Here is a 16,185-nt window from a genome sequence, read left to right on the forward strand (position 1 = left end):
CGGTGTCCTCAGGCTTTGTCGTCGCGGATCAGGGTTCCAGGGTTGAGTAACCGGTCCGGGTCGAAACTTTGGCACAGTGCGTGAATCGCCCGCATACCGAGCTCGCCTTTCTCCACCGGCAGGTAGGGCGCATGGTCCTTGCCAACACCGTGCTGATGGCTGATGGTGCCCCGGTTCTCCACGATGACCCGGGAGGTCTCATGCTTGAGGTGTTTCCAGCGCTCCAGCGTGTTGGCGTAGCTGCTGCCGTTGCGGAACACGTAGGTGGTGTAAATGCTGCAGCCCTGACCGTAGAAGTGAGACAGGTGGGTGAAGACATGAACCTTCTCCCCAAAATCCGCGAGGCCATCCCGCAGGGTGCCTTCCATCCGATTGAGCAGGTGATCGACATTGTCCCAATCGGTGGCGGTCTCGAGGGTATCCACGGCGTACCCCAGTTGCCAGAGCGCTTCCCGCAGATAGGGCATGGTAAATCGTTTCTCGGCCCACTTCGCGCCCAGATAGGTGCCGGTATACACACCTTCCTGTTTGGCGCAGATCCGGCGGGCTTCGCGCAGCGCCGCGGTGCACTGCTGACGACTGCCGGTGAGTCCGAACGTCATCATGCATTTTTGATTCCCGGCGCCTCGGAACGACAGGTAAGCCTCCAGCAGCCGAATCTGGTGGGGGTGTCCCGCCAGCGCCAGTTGGGTTTCGGTTTCGATGGCATTGCTCAGCCGCAGCATGGACAGCTGCACCTTGCTCTGAACCAGGGCCCGGGCTGCCGTGCGGGCCTGCTCCCAGGTCGGGAAAAAGGTGACGTGGAAGCTCTCCTGATCCGCCAGGGGGGTCGCCCGTACTTTAACTTCGGTGAGGATGCCGAGCCGCCCCTCGGAGCCGAGGATCATCTCTCGAATGTCCGGACCTGCGCTGGACGCCGGGAAAGTGGGAATATCCAGCGAGCCTTGCAGGGTTTCGATCCGGCCACCGGCGAACAGTTGCTCGATGCGACCATAGCGCAGGGATTGCTGGCCGCTGGAGCGACTCGCTACCCAGCCGCCCAGGGTTGATAATTCAAACGACTGGGGAAAGTGCCCCAGGGTGTACCCTTTAGCCCGCAGCTGGGATTCCACCAGCGGCCCCGGCGTGCCCGCGCCAAAGGTGGCGATCTGGCTCTCCGGGTCGAAGTCCATCAGCTGGTTCATGCGCCCCATATCCACGGTCAGCACGGGGCGGGTGTCGGCGAGGGGATTGATATGGCCAGCGACGCTGGTGCCACCGCCATAGGGGATCAGGGTGATTTCATGACGCTGGGCATACTGGAGCAGGTCCCGAACCTCGTCGCTGTTCTTTGGTTGCGCCACCCCGTCGGGGAACACGCCGATGTCGCCACTGCGCACGGCGAGCCAGTCGGGAAGACTCTGACCGCGGGCGTGACGGACCCGGGTTTCGGCCGAGGTATCGATGAGCGGGTGGTCGGCAAGACGGCTGGCGGGTACTCGCTCACAGACCGTGGCCAGCTCGGTATCTGACAGGGCCTGGCCCGGGCCGATTCGTTCCGACAGGAACTGATGGCCCTGTGGTGGCAGGTCCAGGTGAAATTGATCATCGCCCCAGCCGTTCCAGCGTCTCATGATGGCCGCATCTCCTGTTGCTATTGTTGTTATGATCTACCGCTTACACACCCGCTCGCCTCGCAGTCTTCCCGATAATGGAGCCCGGGCTAGGGCAGAGTGGATGCATCATTGCGTTTGGATAGAAGGGATTGTAGCGGTATTCTCCACCGCTATATTAACGATTCACGACAAACTCACTGCCGCCGTCTTGTTGGGCAGGATCTACGCATCGGAGCGGCAACGCATACCATGGCTGAGCGCCTATCGGATCATATCGTCAACGAACCCGCCGAGTTGGATCGGCCCGTGGGATTTCAGGTCATCCACGCCAACCGGCTGGAGGATCTGCGAACCCTGCTGGTGGAGGTGATCCGCCGTTTTCCCTTGCCGCCGCTGGAAGAGGAAGTGTTCCTGGTGCATTCCAACGGCATTGCGCAATGGCTCAAGCTGGCGCTGGCCCGGGACGAGGATGACCCCGACCAGCCTGGGCTTGGCATTGCCGCGGCCATGCGGTTCTCCTTACCGTCCAGATTCCTCTGGCAGGTGTATCGTGCGGTCCTCGGCACCGAGGCGGTGGCGACCCGTTCGCCCTACGACAAGGACGAGATGACCTGGCGGCTCTACCGGATGTTGCCGGAACTGAATGGCGATCCGCTGTTTGCTCCGCTGAGCCGGTTTATGGCCGGTGCCGAAGCCGAGCGCCGACGCTACCAGCTGGCGGAGCGGATTGCGGACCTGTTTGATCAGTATCAGGTTTACCGGGCGGACTGGCTGGCGCAGTGGCAACGGGGCAGGAATGTCATGCTCGTGCGCGGCGGTCAGGAGAAAGACCTGCCGCCAGATCAGCGTTGGCAGGCAGCCTTGTGGCGCCGGCTGGAACGGGATATTGAGGCCCAGGGGGGGCGGGATGCCGGCGCCAGCCGGGCCGAGATCCACGCCCGGTTTCTGGCGGCGGCTGGTCAGTTGCGAGCGACCAATCGCCCCCGGGGTGTGCCCAGGCGGCTGATCGTCTTTGGGGTATCGTCGTTACCCCAGCAGACCCTGGAGGTGTTGAGCCAGTTGGGTCAATGCTGTCAGGTGTTGTTGTGCATCCACAATCCATCCCAGTACTACTGGGCGGATATTGTCGAGAATCGGGACCTGTTGCGGGCGGTCAATCGGCGGGGTGCCCAGCGCGAGGGGATGCCGGCCGTGCTCGATGACCACAACCTGCACCTGCACGCCCAGCCGCTGCTGGCTGCGTGGGGCAAGCAGGGCCGGGACTATATTCGCATGCTGGACGAATACGACCACCAGGCGGACTATCGCCACTGGTTTACGCAGATTGACCTGTTTAGCAGTCCACTGGACGGCGTCCCAGAAGCACAGCAAACCCTGCTGATGGTGCTGCAGGACGATATCCTTAACCTGCGCCCCAATCGCGAGGCCATCCGTCCTCTGATCCAGCCCAACGCCAGCGACCGCTCACTGGTGTTCCATACCGGCCACAGCGCCCAGCGGGAGGTGGAGATCCTGCAAGACCAGCTATTGGAGGCGTTCAGCGCCGATCCGGATCTCAGGCCCCAGGACATCCTGGTGATGGTGCCGGACATCAACCAGTATGCGCCCCATATCGAAGCCGTATTTGGTCAGCTCGACCCTGAAGACGACCGCTTCATACCGTTCACCATCTCGGATCAGGGTGAACGCCATCAGGTTCCGGCGCTGATCGCTCTGGAAAAGCTGTTATCGCTGCCGGAATCGCGCATCGCGGTGAGTGATGTGCTGGACCTGCTGGATGTGCCGGCGGTGCGAGCTCGCTTCGGCCTGGTGGAGGAGGACCTGCCTCTGCTGCACCAGTGGATTCACGGTGCCAATATTCGCTGGGGGCTGGATGGCCAGCAGCGGGCTTCCCTGGCCTTGCCCGAAGGAATGGATCAGCACACCTGGAGCTTTGGCCTTCGCCGCATGCTGCTGGGCTACGCGGTTGGCGATGGTCAAGCCTGGCAGGGCATCGAACCGTTTGGTGAGGTCGGTGGTCTGGAGAGTCGGCTGGCGGGCCAGTTGGAGCTGTTGTTGAGCCAGTTGGAGCGGCTGTGGCTGACCTTGTCCGAGCCGCACGCTCCGGGGGCCTGGGCGCAGGTGATTAACGAGCTTCGCGAGCAGTTTTTTGGTCCGCTCGATGAGCAGGACAGCCTGGTGTTCGCTCGGCTCGACCAGACCGTGGAGCAGTGGTTGCAGGCCTGTGACGGTGCTGGACTCGACACCACCGAACTACCGCTGGCGATCGTACGGGAAGTGTGGCTGTCGAGTCTTGATCAGAGCGGCTTGAGCCAACGCTTTCTCGCGGGCAAGGTCAATTTCGCCACGTTGATGCCGATGCGGGCGATCCCCTTCGAGCACATTTGCCTGTTGGGCATGAACGACGGCGACTATCCCCGCAGTCAGCCACCGGTGGACTTCGACCTGATGGCCGAGGATTACCGACCCGGTGACCGGTCCCGCCGGGAGGACGACCGCTACCTCTTTCTCGAGGCGCTGCTTTCTGCTAGAAAACAGCTATATATCAGCTGGATAGGTAGAAGTATTAATGATAATTCCGAGCGTCCGCCATCGGTTCTGGTGGCCCAGCTGAGGGACCACCTGGACGCCATTCGGCCGCTGGCGGAGACGGCCCGCGATCATCGCTCGGTGTCGCAATGGCTGACCACCGAACACCCGTTGCAGCCCTTCAGTCCGGCCTACTTTGGCGACTCCTGCACCCGCGGCGGGCTGTTTACCTATGCCCGGGAATGGCGACAGGCTCACGCGGAAGCGGCCGGTTCGGCTGATGGCGTCATTCCAACATTTTCAGAGCTGCCCGAGGACCTGCTGGCCGAGCCCATCAATCTGGCCACCCTTGGCCGCTTCCTGCGGTCGCCGGTGGATGGCTTCTTCCAGTCCAGGCTTGGGGTGTACTTCGACCAACCGGATGCCGGCACCGAGGATGACGAGCCCTTTGTCCTGGACGGCTTGTCCCACTGGAAGCTCAGCGACCAGCTGATTCAGGGCGTCATCGCCCGATCCGCATCGGCATCGGGTCCTGGACCCGAACAGGCCTTCGAAGCGGCCTTGAACGAGGCGATAGACCTTGAGATCCGGCGTCAGGCCACACGAGGGGATTTCCCCAGTGGCGGTGTTGGCCTGGTGTTGCAGCAGCGGCTGAAGGCCGATTTACCAGCGCTGTACCAGCGTTACCGCAGTTGGCTGGCACGGTTCCCGGGTGAATTGGACTTGCAGGCCTATGAGTGTCGTGCCCAGATCGATGGCCTGACGGTGGCGGTGGAAGATTGGCTCGGCCCGTTCAAGGTGGCGCCAGAGGGTGGCTGGGCATTGATCCGCCTATCCAGCAGCGGTCTGACGGACAACCGTAATCGGTACCGTTGGCATCACTTCCTGAACCCTTGGGTGACCCACCTGGCGGCCTCGCAACGGGCGGATATCCCGGTGGTGACCTGCCTGCTCAGCAAAGCCGGTGATGTGACCCTGCCACCCCTCGCCCGGGAACGCGCCGACGAGCTAATGACTGACTTGCTGACCGCCTGGCTAACCAGCCTGCGCACACCCTTGCCGCTGGCGCCAAAGACCGCATTTGCCTGGATTGCAGGCAATGCCAAGTCGGAGGAGAAAGGGCTCGCTGATGCCCGGGCAGTTTATGAGGGCGGGTTCAAGCAGAGCGGTGAGATGGATCAGTCGCCGGCGTTGCGACGGGCCTTCCCCAGCTTCGACGCCCTGGTGGCCGGTGGCGGCTTCCAGCAGTGGAGCGAACGCCTCTATCGTCCGCTCTGGCAAGCGGTAAAGGAGGCAGCACGCTAACATGATCAGCAAAAGCGCAACGGCCAAGGCGCCGAGCAACCCAAGACTCGATCCGCTGACGCTGCCGTTGCAGGGCAGTCGCCTGATTGAGGCCAGTGCCGGCACCGGCAAAACCTTCACCATCGCCCTGCTGTACGTTCGGGCAATCCTGGGGCATGGCGACGTACCCAGCGGTGGTCGCCTGCTCACCCCACGGGATATTCTGGTGGTGACTTTCACCGAGGCGGCCACCAAGGAGCTGCGGGATCGCATCCGGCAGCGTCTGGCGGAAGCGGCGGCGGTATTTCGCGAGCCGCCGGGAGCGGAGACGGCCAGCGCCAGCGATCCCCTCAGACAACTGCGCGACCAGTACCATGATCCTGCCCAATGGCCGGCCAAGGCCCGGCTGCTGGAATTGGCGGCCGAATCCATGGATGAGGCCGCGGTGCACACCATTCATGGCTGGTGCAATCGTATGTTGCGAGAGCACGCATTCGACAGTGGCGGCCTGTTCAATCAAAGTCTGGAGACTGACCAGAGCGAGCTCCTGGCCCAGGTGGTCCGGGACTACTGGCGTACCTTTGTCACGCCGCTGGACCAGGACTCAGCCGGACTTTGGCTGAAAAGCCTGGCAACGCCGGAAGCGCTGCAGCAGGAAGTCGCCGGGCTGTTGGGGCTCGGCGATCAGCTGCCGCTGGGAGACGAGGATCCCGGCCGCCTGCTGGGGGATATGGTGACACGGCGACGTCAGGTGTTTGACCGTGCCCGCCAGGACCTGGCCCAGCAGGCGGACGACTTCGCCGTGGTGCTGGCGGACGCCAAGGGCAAAAAAGCCTTCAACGGCAACATGCTGCGGATGAACCATGTTGCCAGTTGGCTGGAGCGGCTGCGGGAATGGGGCAGTGGCAAGGATCTCAATGCACCGGACTTATCGGACTCGGCGTGGCACCGGCTGACGCCAGAGGGCATTGAGGAGGCCTGGAAGTCGGGGGCTGCCCCCACAGAGCACCCGTTGGTGGTCAAGGTCAGCCAGCTTAAGGCTGCCTGCAGCACCGGTGTGCCCCGGACTGAACTGTTGTTTCATGCCACCCGCTGGATGGCGGACCGCCTGGAACGTGAAAAACAGCGTCGCGCTGAGATGGGCTTTGACGACCTGCTGCACCGACTGGATCGCGCTCTTGGGGGCGACGGTGGTGAGCGGCTGGCGACGGCCATTCGCAGTCAGTTCCCGCTGGCGCTGATTGATGAGTTCCAGGATACCGACCCGGTCCAGTATCGAATCTTCGACACCGTGTTTCGGGTCCGTGATGACGATCCGAATACCGGCTTGCTGATGATCGGCGATCCCAAGCAGGCCATCTATGCCTTTCGTGGTGCCGATATCTTCACCTACCTGAAAGCCCGCGAGGCCACGGCGGGCCGTCATGTCACCCTGCCGCGAAATTTCCGCTCCGCCGCGGCCATGGTGAGCGCCAGCAATCGGGTATTTGCTTTTGCAGAAACCGAGGCCAAGCGGGGCGCTTTCTTGTTCAGGCGCGCGCGGGGTAATCCGGTACCGTTTGATGAGGTGGAGGCCCATGGTCGTGCTGAGTACCTGGAAATCCAGCAGCAGGCACCGCCGGCGTTGACATTCTGGGTGCGGGAAGGCGAGGACGCCAAAGCCCAGGTCATCGTCGAAACGGCAGAGGCGTGCGCCTCGCACATTGTGCACTTGCTCAACCTGGGCCAGACCGGGGCCGCCGGCTTCCGGCACCCGGATGGTCGCCTGCAGGCCCTGCGATCGTCAGACTTCGCGATTCTGGTCAACAATGGCACGGAAGCCCGTCACGTGCGGGCGGCGCTGGATCGTCGCAGTGTTAAAAGTGTTTACCTGTCCGATCGCGCATCGGTGCTCGACACGGCCCAGGCCCGTGACATGTTGCACTGGCTGGAAGCCTGCGCCGAACCGGAACGGGATCGTCTGGTGCGCGCCGCTCTGGCGACGGCGACACTGGACGTCGATTGGCAGACTCTGGACCAGCTGCGCAGCAATGAACTCGCCTGGGAGGCTGAGATCGAGAGTTTCCGTCAGCTGCATCGGAGCTGGCAGCGCCAGGGCGTGTTGGCGATGATTCGCCGACTGCTGCAACGCTTCGACGTGCCAGCCCGCCTGTTGGGGCGCGCGGACGGCGAGCGGATCCTCACGGATGTGCTCCACCTGGCGGAGTTGCTGCAGCAGGAAAGCCGGCAAGTGGATGGTGAACAGTCGCTGATCCGGCGGTTCCGGGACATGGTCACCGCTGCCCACAAACAGTCGGAATCGCTGCAGGTCCGGTTGGAAAGCGACGCCGACCTGGTGCAGGTGGTGACGGTTCACAAGTCCAAGGGGCTCGAATACCCGCTGGTGTTCCTGCCCTTCGCTACCCATTGCCGTCCAGTCCGTAATCAGGATTTGCCCTTGCGTTGGCATGATGAAGCGGGTAACCAGCAAGTGGCCTTCGAGGCCAGCGACGATGTCCTCCAGCAGGCGGATGAGGAGCGGCTTGGCGAAGACATTCGAAAACTTTACGTGGCCTTGACCCGGGCTCGCCACGCCACGTGGGTGGGGGCACCGGCCCTGAAGGGTGAGGAGGACCGCAGCGCTTTGAGCTACCTGGTAGCTCGTAACACCGAGGGGTCTTTTCGCTCCAGGCTGGAGCAGCTAGCGGCGGGCTGCGATCACCTGGCGGTCGCGGCCTTGCCACCGGTTTGCGAGGAAAGCTACCAGCCGCCTGCGGAACGGGAGCTGACACCGGCCCGGGTGCCGACGCGCCGGGCCAGGGAGGACTGGTGGATTTCCAGCTACTCCGCCATTCGTTACCGCGCTGCCATACACGACCAGGCAGTGAATGTCGCGACTGCCGCAGACGCTCGCCAGCCGTCGTGGCCAGAAGCCGAAACGCCGGGTGCCGAGCGCTTCCAGGAAGAACGGGAGCGACCGGGGGCAGCGCTGCCGCCCCCGGTCGCCGTGCCGGCGCCGGAGGTGGCTGATATTCATGGCTTCTATCGCGGCGCCGGTCCAGGTACCTTTCTGCACGATCTTTTGGAATGGTGTGCCGAGCAGGGGTTTGCCTCGGTACTGGCGAACCCGCAAACACTGCGGGAACGGCTACACCAGCAATGCCTGAGTCGGGGTTGGCAGGCGTGGGCGGAGCCACTGTGGAAGTGGTTGCAGGCGTACCTGCAGGTTCCCCTGGCGTTGCCCGGTGCGGCTCCGATGCGGCTTGGCGATTTGTCCCAGGTCATGCCAGAACTGGAATTCTGGTTTGCCAGTAACGGGGTGCAAGCCGAAGACCTGGATCAGCTGGTCCGGCGCCATACCCTGCATGGCCAGCCGGCGGACATCCTGGCCGCGAGGCCGCCGGCCACCACGCTGGCGCTCAATGGCATGCTCAAGGGCTTCATCGATCTGGTGTTTGAGCACGACGGCCGCTACTACGTGGCCGATTATAAGTCCAACACCCTGGGTACCGACGATCAGGCCTATACGCCCAACGCCATGGCACGAGTAGTGGCGGAAAAACGGTATGACCTGCAGTACGCCATCTATCTGCTGGCCCTGCACCGATTACTGGCGTCGCGGCTGCCTGGTTACGACTATGATCGGCACATCGGCGGCGCTGCCTACCTGTTTCTCCGGGGCAGCGGCGGCGCGGTCAACGGACTGCATTTCGACCGGCCCGACCGGCAGCTGATCGAGGCCATGGATACACTGTTCCGCCAAGGACGGATCCCCCACGACGGGGTTATGGAACAGGAGCTGCTACTGTGATGGAGAAATCGATGGCTCGCACTGACGCGCCCGTAGACAAACTCACCGATGCTGTCGAAGCCCTGTCCCCGTCATCGGTACTGGCGAGCCCGGACAATCTGGCGCGCCTGTTGGCGCAATGGCTCGCCCTGGGCTGGCTCCGCGCCTTGGACGTGGCCTTGGTCACCTTCCTCCGCCAGCAAGCCGATCTCGCCAACCAGCCTGCGGACACCCTGTTGCTGCTGGCGGCGGCGCTGACCTCGCACCAGTTGGGGCGGGGCCATGTGTGCCTGGATCTCAAGGCCATGGCCGAGGATGGTTATAACAACGCATTGTCCCTGCCACCGGAGGATGTGGCGGCGCCGGAGCGACACTTGTTACCCTCCGAGTTGATGGCCCGGGTCAGCGATGAGGATTGGCTGGCCTCGCTCCAGAATCCCTTACTGGTGGACCAGGAAGGCGATCCACAGGGCAATACACCGCTGGTTCGTCAGGGCATGCGGCTGTACCTGCGTCGTTACTGGCAGTACGAGCAGCAAATTCATCAGCGATTGGCAACCCGGCTCGCGCCATTACAGGCCATGGAGGATGCGAAAGGCGCCGGTGCCCAGGCCTTGGCCAGGGCGCTGGCGGCGTTGTTTCCGTCTGCGCTTGCGGAGGACGTCGATTGGCAGAAAGTGGCTTGTGGAAACGCGGCACGGCAGGCGTTCAGCATCGTGACTGGCGGTCCCGGCACCGGTAAGACCACAACGGTGGTCAAGTTGCTGGCGGCATTGCAACACATTGCACTGACTTCTCCGGACACGGGGCGGGCGCTTCGCATCAGGTTGGCGGCACCGACTGGCAAGGCCGCGGCTCGTCTCAATGAATCCATCGCTGGCGCCGTTAACGGGCTTGAGCTTGGCGATTTACCGGACAGCGAAACCTTACGGGCGGCCATACCCACCAGTGTCACCACCTTGCACCGCCTGCTAGGAAGCAAGCCGGGGTCACGAAACTTTCGCCATCACCGGGACAATCCCTTGGTGGTGGATGTCCTGGTCATCGACGAGGCCTCCATGGTGGACCTGGAAATGATGGCGAAGGTACTGGACGCCCTTCCGGATCAGGCCCGGCTGATCCTGCTCGGGGACAAGGATCAATTAGCGTCGGTGGATGCCGGCGCGGTGTTGGGCGATATGTGTCAGCGGGCGGACCGGGGGGGATACCGAGCAGCTAGCGCCAGCTGGCTGGAGACAGTTACCCGCTATCGCCTTCCCGAACATCTGATCAGTGAGGCTGGCGCCGGCCTGGATCAGGCGGTGGCCATGTTGCGCAGGAGTTACCGCTTCGGCGTTCACAGTGGCATTGGGCAACTGGCGTCTGCAGTCAACGGCGGCGGCTGTGAAGAGCGTTCCGTCGCCGAGGTCGCGCGCGAGGTTCTGGCGGCCGATTATCGCGATCTGGCGTTAGTGCGTTTGCGTGGCAGCGACATCGAGCAGACCATCGGGCGACATTGCATCGAGGGTGGCGCCGGCTGTTTTCCGGAGCGGGGCGTGGGGCGAATTCAGGGCGACCGGGTGCTGGAACCGCCGATGGGCTACCAGCACTATCTGCGGTTGATGAAGTCGACGCGCCCAAGTCACGATGCGCCGGCCGAGACCTGGGATGCCTGGGCCAGCGAAGTGCTCACGGCCTACGGTCAATTCCAGTTGCTGTGCGCGTTGCGTCGCGGTCCCTATGGGGTCGAAGCGCTCAATGAATTGATCACGGCCGGGCTCCGCCGGGCCGGTTTGATCGGTGGCACGGAGGGCTGGTATGCCGGCCGGCCGGTGCTGGTGACCAGGAACGATTACAGTCTGGGCTTGATGAACGGAGACATAGGCATCGCCCTGGACGTGCCTGCACGACAATGGCGCGCCGGCGAGCAGGCCCTCGAGCCAGGTCATTGCGTGATGCGAGTGGCCTTTCCCGCCGGCGATGGCAGTGGCCGGATTCGCTGGGTCTTACCCAGTCGTCTGCAGCAGGTGGAGACGGTCTATGCCATGACCGTGCATAAATCCCAAGGCTCGGAGTTCGTACATACCTGCCTGATCCTGCCGGACCGGATCAGCCCGGTCTTGACGCGGGAACTGGTGTACACCGGTATCACCCGGGCCCGGCACTGGTTCAGCCTGCTGTTGCCGGATGAAAGGGTGTTTGAGCAGGCGTTGGCGCGCCAGGTCCGGCGATCCAGCGGTCTGGGGGAGTTGTTGTTGGGCTCCCTAGCGTAGGGTATCCAGCAATCGCGCGTTCAGGTCCTGCCAATGATCGAGCCGGGTGGCGTCGCCGATACGCTGGTCGTCGGCGCCAAAGCGATTGAGCCAGAGGCCCTCGCCGTTGAAGCTGTAGACGGGTTCCAGATCGGTTCGTTGCGATGCCGGTTTGATTTCGTTGATCAGGTTATCCAGGATCAGCGGGTCCGCATCGGGGGTGGGGTACCAGGCCAACACCATGTGGGCCTGGTTCAGTTCCAGCGCCTTGACGTAGGTGATGCGCAACTGATCGTCCGGTACGCCCATGGATTTCAGGGTCAGGTACTTGGCGATGGAGAAGTCTTCGCAGTCGCCGCCGTTGGTGGCCAGCAGCTCCACTGGTGTGGCCCAGTAGTCCTCCTGGCCCCAGTGTTTGATGTCGTTGATAAAGCGGACCCGGTTGAAGAACGAGTTGACCAGTTTCATTTGCCGCTCGACCGGGGCTGAGGACGCCATTCTCTGGAGGCTTTGCCAGGTGGTCAGGCGGTCCCGGGCTTCAACGCCGAATTCCTCATGCACATACTCCAGCAGGCGTGAACTCAGTTCCAGTGCAGCGACCGTGGTTACCAGCAGGAGTACCGGGAGCAGGGCAATGCGACGAGCAATTGTCCAGATCCCTGTGTCCATGGTATCGCCTCAATTAGAGTTGCTACGTAACCGTTCGCGCAGTTGCTCAAGACGCTGTCGGATTTCTTCCCGGCGTTGTTCGGACGCTTCTGGTGTACTCACTACGGGTGAGCCGGAGGTGGATGCCCCGGATGGCTGGGCCGGCGTGTCCGTGTCTGCGGTGGTAGCGCCATCTTCTTCAGCGAAGTCCATACCGCTGCTGTCGTCCAGTTCCGGGAAATAAAGATTTTCCAGCTTACCGCTGCGCTCAATGATCACCCGATTGGTGTGTACCGAGCGTAGGGTGGCATTACCGGGCAGTTCGTCGCCCACCAGGTAGGAATCGGTGATGTTACTGTCGTCTTCGATCAGTGCGCTGCCTGGGAACTCGCCCTCTGCCGCCAGTACGCCCCGGAGATAAAGTCGCAGATTGGTCTCCGGCAGGTTCTCGGTATTGGTGACCTGGGCGGTAACCTCGGCACTGGCAGTGCCAAACAGCTCAACTTCTGCCAGACTGATTGACGGTGTCTGGGTTTGCCCGGAAGTGGCCGGGGTGATGGCGGACTGGGCTGCCTGTTGGCGGTCGGCTTGGGTCTGTAGCCAAAGGCTGTAGCCTTGCCAACCCAGGGCCGCTGCCATGGCGAGGACAGTAACCAGGGCCAACAACAAAGGAAGCCGGGCATTAAGGGCTGACATGGTGTTCCTTGTGCCTAATCAGTAAGGGTTTAACTATCATAGCCTTTTTTGCGCTTTAAAGGCTTGCAAGGCGTTCATGGGCACTACGTTTCGCAGTATAGTGTATACAGTTGTTCAGCGGTTCCAAATCCTGTGGTAGCCTTTCTGAATTATTTGAATAACAAGGGAAACTTTCCCAATAAGGCCTCCGGGCCAACGTGACAGAATGAGGATGACCTTGAACTCAGATTCCGAACTCCAGCAGCAGGATGCGCCGCTGGGCCGTCTGCCATTTACTTTTGCCAAACGTAACGGCGTGATTCTGACCCGTGACGACGAAGGCAGGGCGGTGATTCTGGTGCGCCCCGGCGCCGGACATGCTGCGCTGGCCGAAGCCAATCGCGTCAGCGGCGGCAGTGCCCGCTTCGCCGCCATCGAGCCTGAGCAATTCGACGCCGCCCTCAATATGGCCTACCAAAGCGACTCCACTGAGGCCATGCAGATGGTGGAAGGCATCGGTGACGATATGGATCTGGCTTCGCTGGCCGAGTCGGTCCCCGAAACCGAGGACCTGCTGGAACAGGAAGACGATGCGCCCATCATACGGCTGATCAACGCCATCCTTACCGAAGCGGTCAAGACCCACGCTTCGGATGTCCATATCGAAACCTATGAAAAACGCCTGGTGGTGCGCTTCCGGGTGGATGGCGTTCTGCGCGAGGTGGTCCAGCCCAAGCGAGCGCTGGCTCCCTTGCTGGTTTCCAGGATCAAGGTCATGGCCAAACTGGATATCGCGGAGAAACGGGTGCCCCAGGACGGCCGCATCGCCCTGCGTGTCGCCGGGCGGGAAGTGGACCTGCGGGTGTCCACCATGCCCTCAGCCAATGGCGAGCGGGTGGTACTGCGTCTGCTGGACAAGCAGGCCGGCAATATCCGGTTGGAATCCTTGGGCATGGCCGAGTGGGACCTGAAGATCCTGCGCCAGCTCATCAGCCAGCCCTATGGCATCCTGCTGGTCACCGGTCCGACCGGTTCCGGTAAGTCCACCACCCTGTATGCGGCACTCCAGGAGATCAACGACCGCAGTCGGAACATTCTCACCGTCGAGGACCCCATCGAGTACAACTTGCCGGGCATCGGCCAGACCCAGGTCAATCCGAAAGTGGATATGACCTTCGCGCGGGGGTTGCGGGCGATTCTGCGCCAGGACCCCGACGTTGTGATGATCGGCGAAATCCGGGACCTGGAAACCGCCGAAATTTCCGTGCAGGCCAGTCTGACCGGCCACATGGTGATGTCCACGCTGCACACCAACACCGCCGTTGGCGCCATCACTCGTTTGATGGATATGGGCATCGAACCGTTCCTGATCTCATCCAGCCTGGTGGGCATCATCGCCCAGCGCTTGGTGCGGGTACTGTGCGAGGATTGCAAGGAGCCATGCACCGCCACGGAAGAGCAGTGCGAGTTCATGCAACAGGACCCGGAGAAACCTCCGACCATCTACCGGCCTAAGGGATGTGAACACTGCAATCAGTTGGGCTATCGGGGCCGCATCGGCATCTACGAGGTCGTCGAGGTCACTGAGCCGATCAGTGCCCTGATTCACAAGCGCGCAGGCGAACTGGACCTGGAGTACGAGGCGCGCAAACGCAGTCCCAGTATTCACGCCGACGGCGTGGACAAGATCCTGCGAGGGGTGACTTCCATCGAAGAAGTTCTTCGCGTGACCCACCGGAGCTGAGCCGCTCATGCCAGCATTTGATTTCAAGGCCCTCGACGAACGAGGCAAGCAAAAGCATGGCGTGCTGGAGGCGGACAGTGCCCGCGCCGTGCGTCAACAGTTGCGGGAACGTTCGCTGACGCCGCTGGAGGTCGTCCCTGCCGTTGAAAAGCAGGCGCGAACAAACCCGTTGAGCAGTCGCGGTAGCCTCAGCCCCGCAGACCTGGCGTTGGTGACCCGGCAGTTGGCGACGCTGATCCAGTCTGGCATCCCCATTGAGCAGGCGCTGTCTGCGGCCGCCCAGCAGTCCCAGAAACCCCGGCTCAAGAGCATGATGATCGCCATTCGGGCCAAGGTGATGGAAGGGTATTCGCTGGCGGACAGTCTCGGTGAGTTTCCGCGGGCGTTTCCCCGGTTGTACCGTTCCACCGTTGCGGCTGGAGAGCATGCCGGTCACCTGGATCTGGTACTTAATCGGCTGGCGGATCACACCGAGCGACGCCAGGAGGCGCGGCAGAAAATCCAGCTGGCCGCCATCTATCCGATCATCCTCAGCTTTGTGGCGATCGCCATTGTGGTGTTTTTGTTGACCTACGTGGTCCCGGACATCATTGATGTGTTTCTCAAGCAGGGCCAGGAGTTGCCCGCGCTGACCCAGGTGATGCTGTCGGTGTCGGAGTTCCTATCCAGTTACGGCGTCTACCTCGGGGGGCTGATTGCGCTCGCCGTGGTGGTTTTTCGCCTGGCCTTGCGCAAGCCTGCAAACCGACTGCGATTTCACCGCTCGTTACTGAACCTGCCCTTGGTGGCTGGGATGGTGCGAGGAGTGAACACCGCCCAGTACGCCAGCACACTCAGCATCCTGACCACCAGTGGCGTGCCGCTGGTGGATGCCATGCGCATTGCCGGCGAGGTGTTGTCCAACGACTACCTGCGTCAGGAGCTTCGCGGTGCGGCGCAGAAGGTGAGTGAAGGGGGCTCGCTGCATCGGTCACTGGACCAGACCGGCTATTTCCCGCCCATGATGCTGCACATGATCGCCAGTGGCGAGGCCAGTGGTGAACTGGACAGCATGCTGGAGCGTACCGCGCGGATGCAGGAAAATACCCTACAGGCAAAGATTGCCACGATTGTTGGCTTGTTCGAGCCGATGATGCTGCTGGTGATGGGGGTCGTGGTGCTGATCATCGTGTTGGCCATTATGTTACCCATTCTGAACATGAGTAACCTGGTTGGTTGATCGCCAAAACATTCACAGCAACGATAACGGAAGGACTTGAACATCATGACGAACGAACATGCCCGGATCCAACGAGGCTTCACCCTGATTGAAATCATGGTGGTAATGGTGATTCTCGGCCTGTTGGTGGCCATTGTTGCGCCCAACATCATGGGTCGCAGCGAGCAGGCCAAGGTCACGGTTGCCAAAACCCAGATGAGCAACATCGGCAACTCGTTGGACCTGTACCGGCTCGACAACAGCCATTACCCATCCACCCAACAGGGCCTGGAGGCCCTGGTGAGCAAGCCGACAGGAAGCCCTGAGCCGAAGAACTGGAACCCGGACGGCTACATGAAGAACGTGCCGGAAGATCCCTGGGGTAACCCCTACCAGTACATCAGCCCGGGTGTTGAGGGGCCTTACGACCTGCTGTCCTATGGCGCCGATGGCCAGGAAGGTGGTGACGGCAACGACACCGACATCAGTGTCTGGGAAGTGCAGGAATAACC

9 protein-coding genes are annotated in these 16,185 nt (G+C 62.2%); 6 read left to right on the forward strand and 3 right to left on the reverse strand.

The genetic code is table 11. From position 1 onward, the window contains the following. Nucleotides 1–8: 8 nt before the first annotated feature. Nucleotides 9–1,613, reverse strand: coding sequence for an FAD-binding oxidoreductase (locus N6L25_RS12445; protein ID WP_271980797.1), 1,605 nt, complete (start codon nt 1,611–1,613; stop codon nt 9–11). A gap of 231 nt (nt 1,614–1,844) precedes the next feature. Between N6L25_RS12445 and recC the strand changes: the two genes are divergently transcribed. The 3 genes from recC to recD are packed head-to-tail and all read left to right on the forward strand — an operon-like array spanning nt 1,845 to nt 11,429. Further along, the gene (recC, locus tag N6L25_RS12450; protein WP_271980801.1) at nt 1,845–5,429 is read left to right on the forward strand and encodes an exodeoxyribonuclease V subunit gamma; all 3,585 of its coding nucleotides are present in this window, start codon (nt 1,845–1,847) and stop codon (nt 5,427–5,429) included. A 1-nt stretch (nt 5,430) separates the two neighbouring features. Continuing rightward, complete coding sequence (gene recB, locus N6L25_RS12455) at nt 5,431–9,198, forward strand: exodeoxyribonuclease V subunit beta (RefSeq protein ID WP_271980803.1); 3,768 nt, start codon at nt 5,431–5,433, stop codon at nt 9,196–9,198. An 11-nt stretch (nt 9,199–9,209) separates the two neighbouring features. Beyond that, complete coding sequence (recD, locus tag N6L25_RS12460; RefSeq protein ID WP_271980805.1) at nt 9,210–11,429, forward strand: exodeoxyribonuclease V subunit alpha; 2,220 nt, start codon at nt 9,210–9,212, stop codon at nt 11,427–11,429. Here the strand turns inward: recD and N6L25_RS12465 are convergent. Beyond that, nucleotides 11,421–12,077 (reverse strand): transglutaminase-like cysteine peptidase, encoded by a 657-nt coding sequence (locus tag N6L25_RS12465; RefSeq protein WP_271980807.1) that lies wholly within the window; start codon nt 12,075–12,077, stop codon nt 11,421–11,423. The genes recD and N6L25_RS12465 overlap by 9 nt on opposite strands. Nucleotides 12,078–12,086: 9 nt before the next feature. Then, nucleotides 12,087–12,752, reverse strand: a complete 666-nt coding sequence (locus tag N6L25_RS12470) for a type II secretion system protein N (protein ID WP_271980809.1) — start codon at nt 12,750–12,752, stop codon at nt 12,087–12,089. A 211-nt stretch (nt 12,753–12,963) separates the two neighbouring features. Between N6L25_RS12470 and gspE the strand changes: the two genes are divergently transcribed. From gspE to gspG, 3 genes are read left to right on the forward strand one after another with little or no spacing between them, the layout of a single operon-like run. Then, a complete protein-coding gene (gspE, locus tag N6L25_RS12475) occupies nt 12,964–14,475 on the forward strand; it encodes a type II secretion system ATPase GspE (protein ID WP_271980812.1) in 1,512 nt (503 codons plus the stop codon). A 7-nt stretch (nt 14,476–14,482) separates the two neighbouring features. Then, nucleotides 14,483–15,694 carry a type II secretion system inner membrane protein GspF gene (gene gspF / locus N6L25_RS12480; protein ID WP_271980814.1) on the forward strand — a complete coding sequence of 404 codons (1,212 nt, stop codon included), beginning with the start codon at nt 14,483–14,485 and terminating at the stop codon, nt 15,692–15,694. A gap of 45 nt (nt 15,695–15,739) precedes the next feature. After that, a complete protein-coding gene (gene gspG / locus N6L25_RS12485; RefSeq protein ID WP_271980816.1) occupies nt 15,740–16,183 on the forward strand; it encodes a type II secretion system major pseudopilin GspG in 444 nt (147 codons plus the stop codon). Nucleotides 16,184–16,185 lie beyond the last annotated feature (2 nt).

It is taken from the genome of Marinobacter sp. SS21, assembly GCF_028369065.1.
In the GTDB taxonomy this organism is placed as follows: Bacteria; Pseudomonadota; Gammaproteobacteria; order Pseudomonadales; family Oleiphilaceae; genus Marinobacter.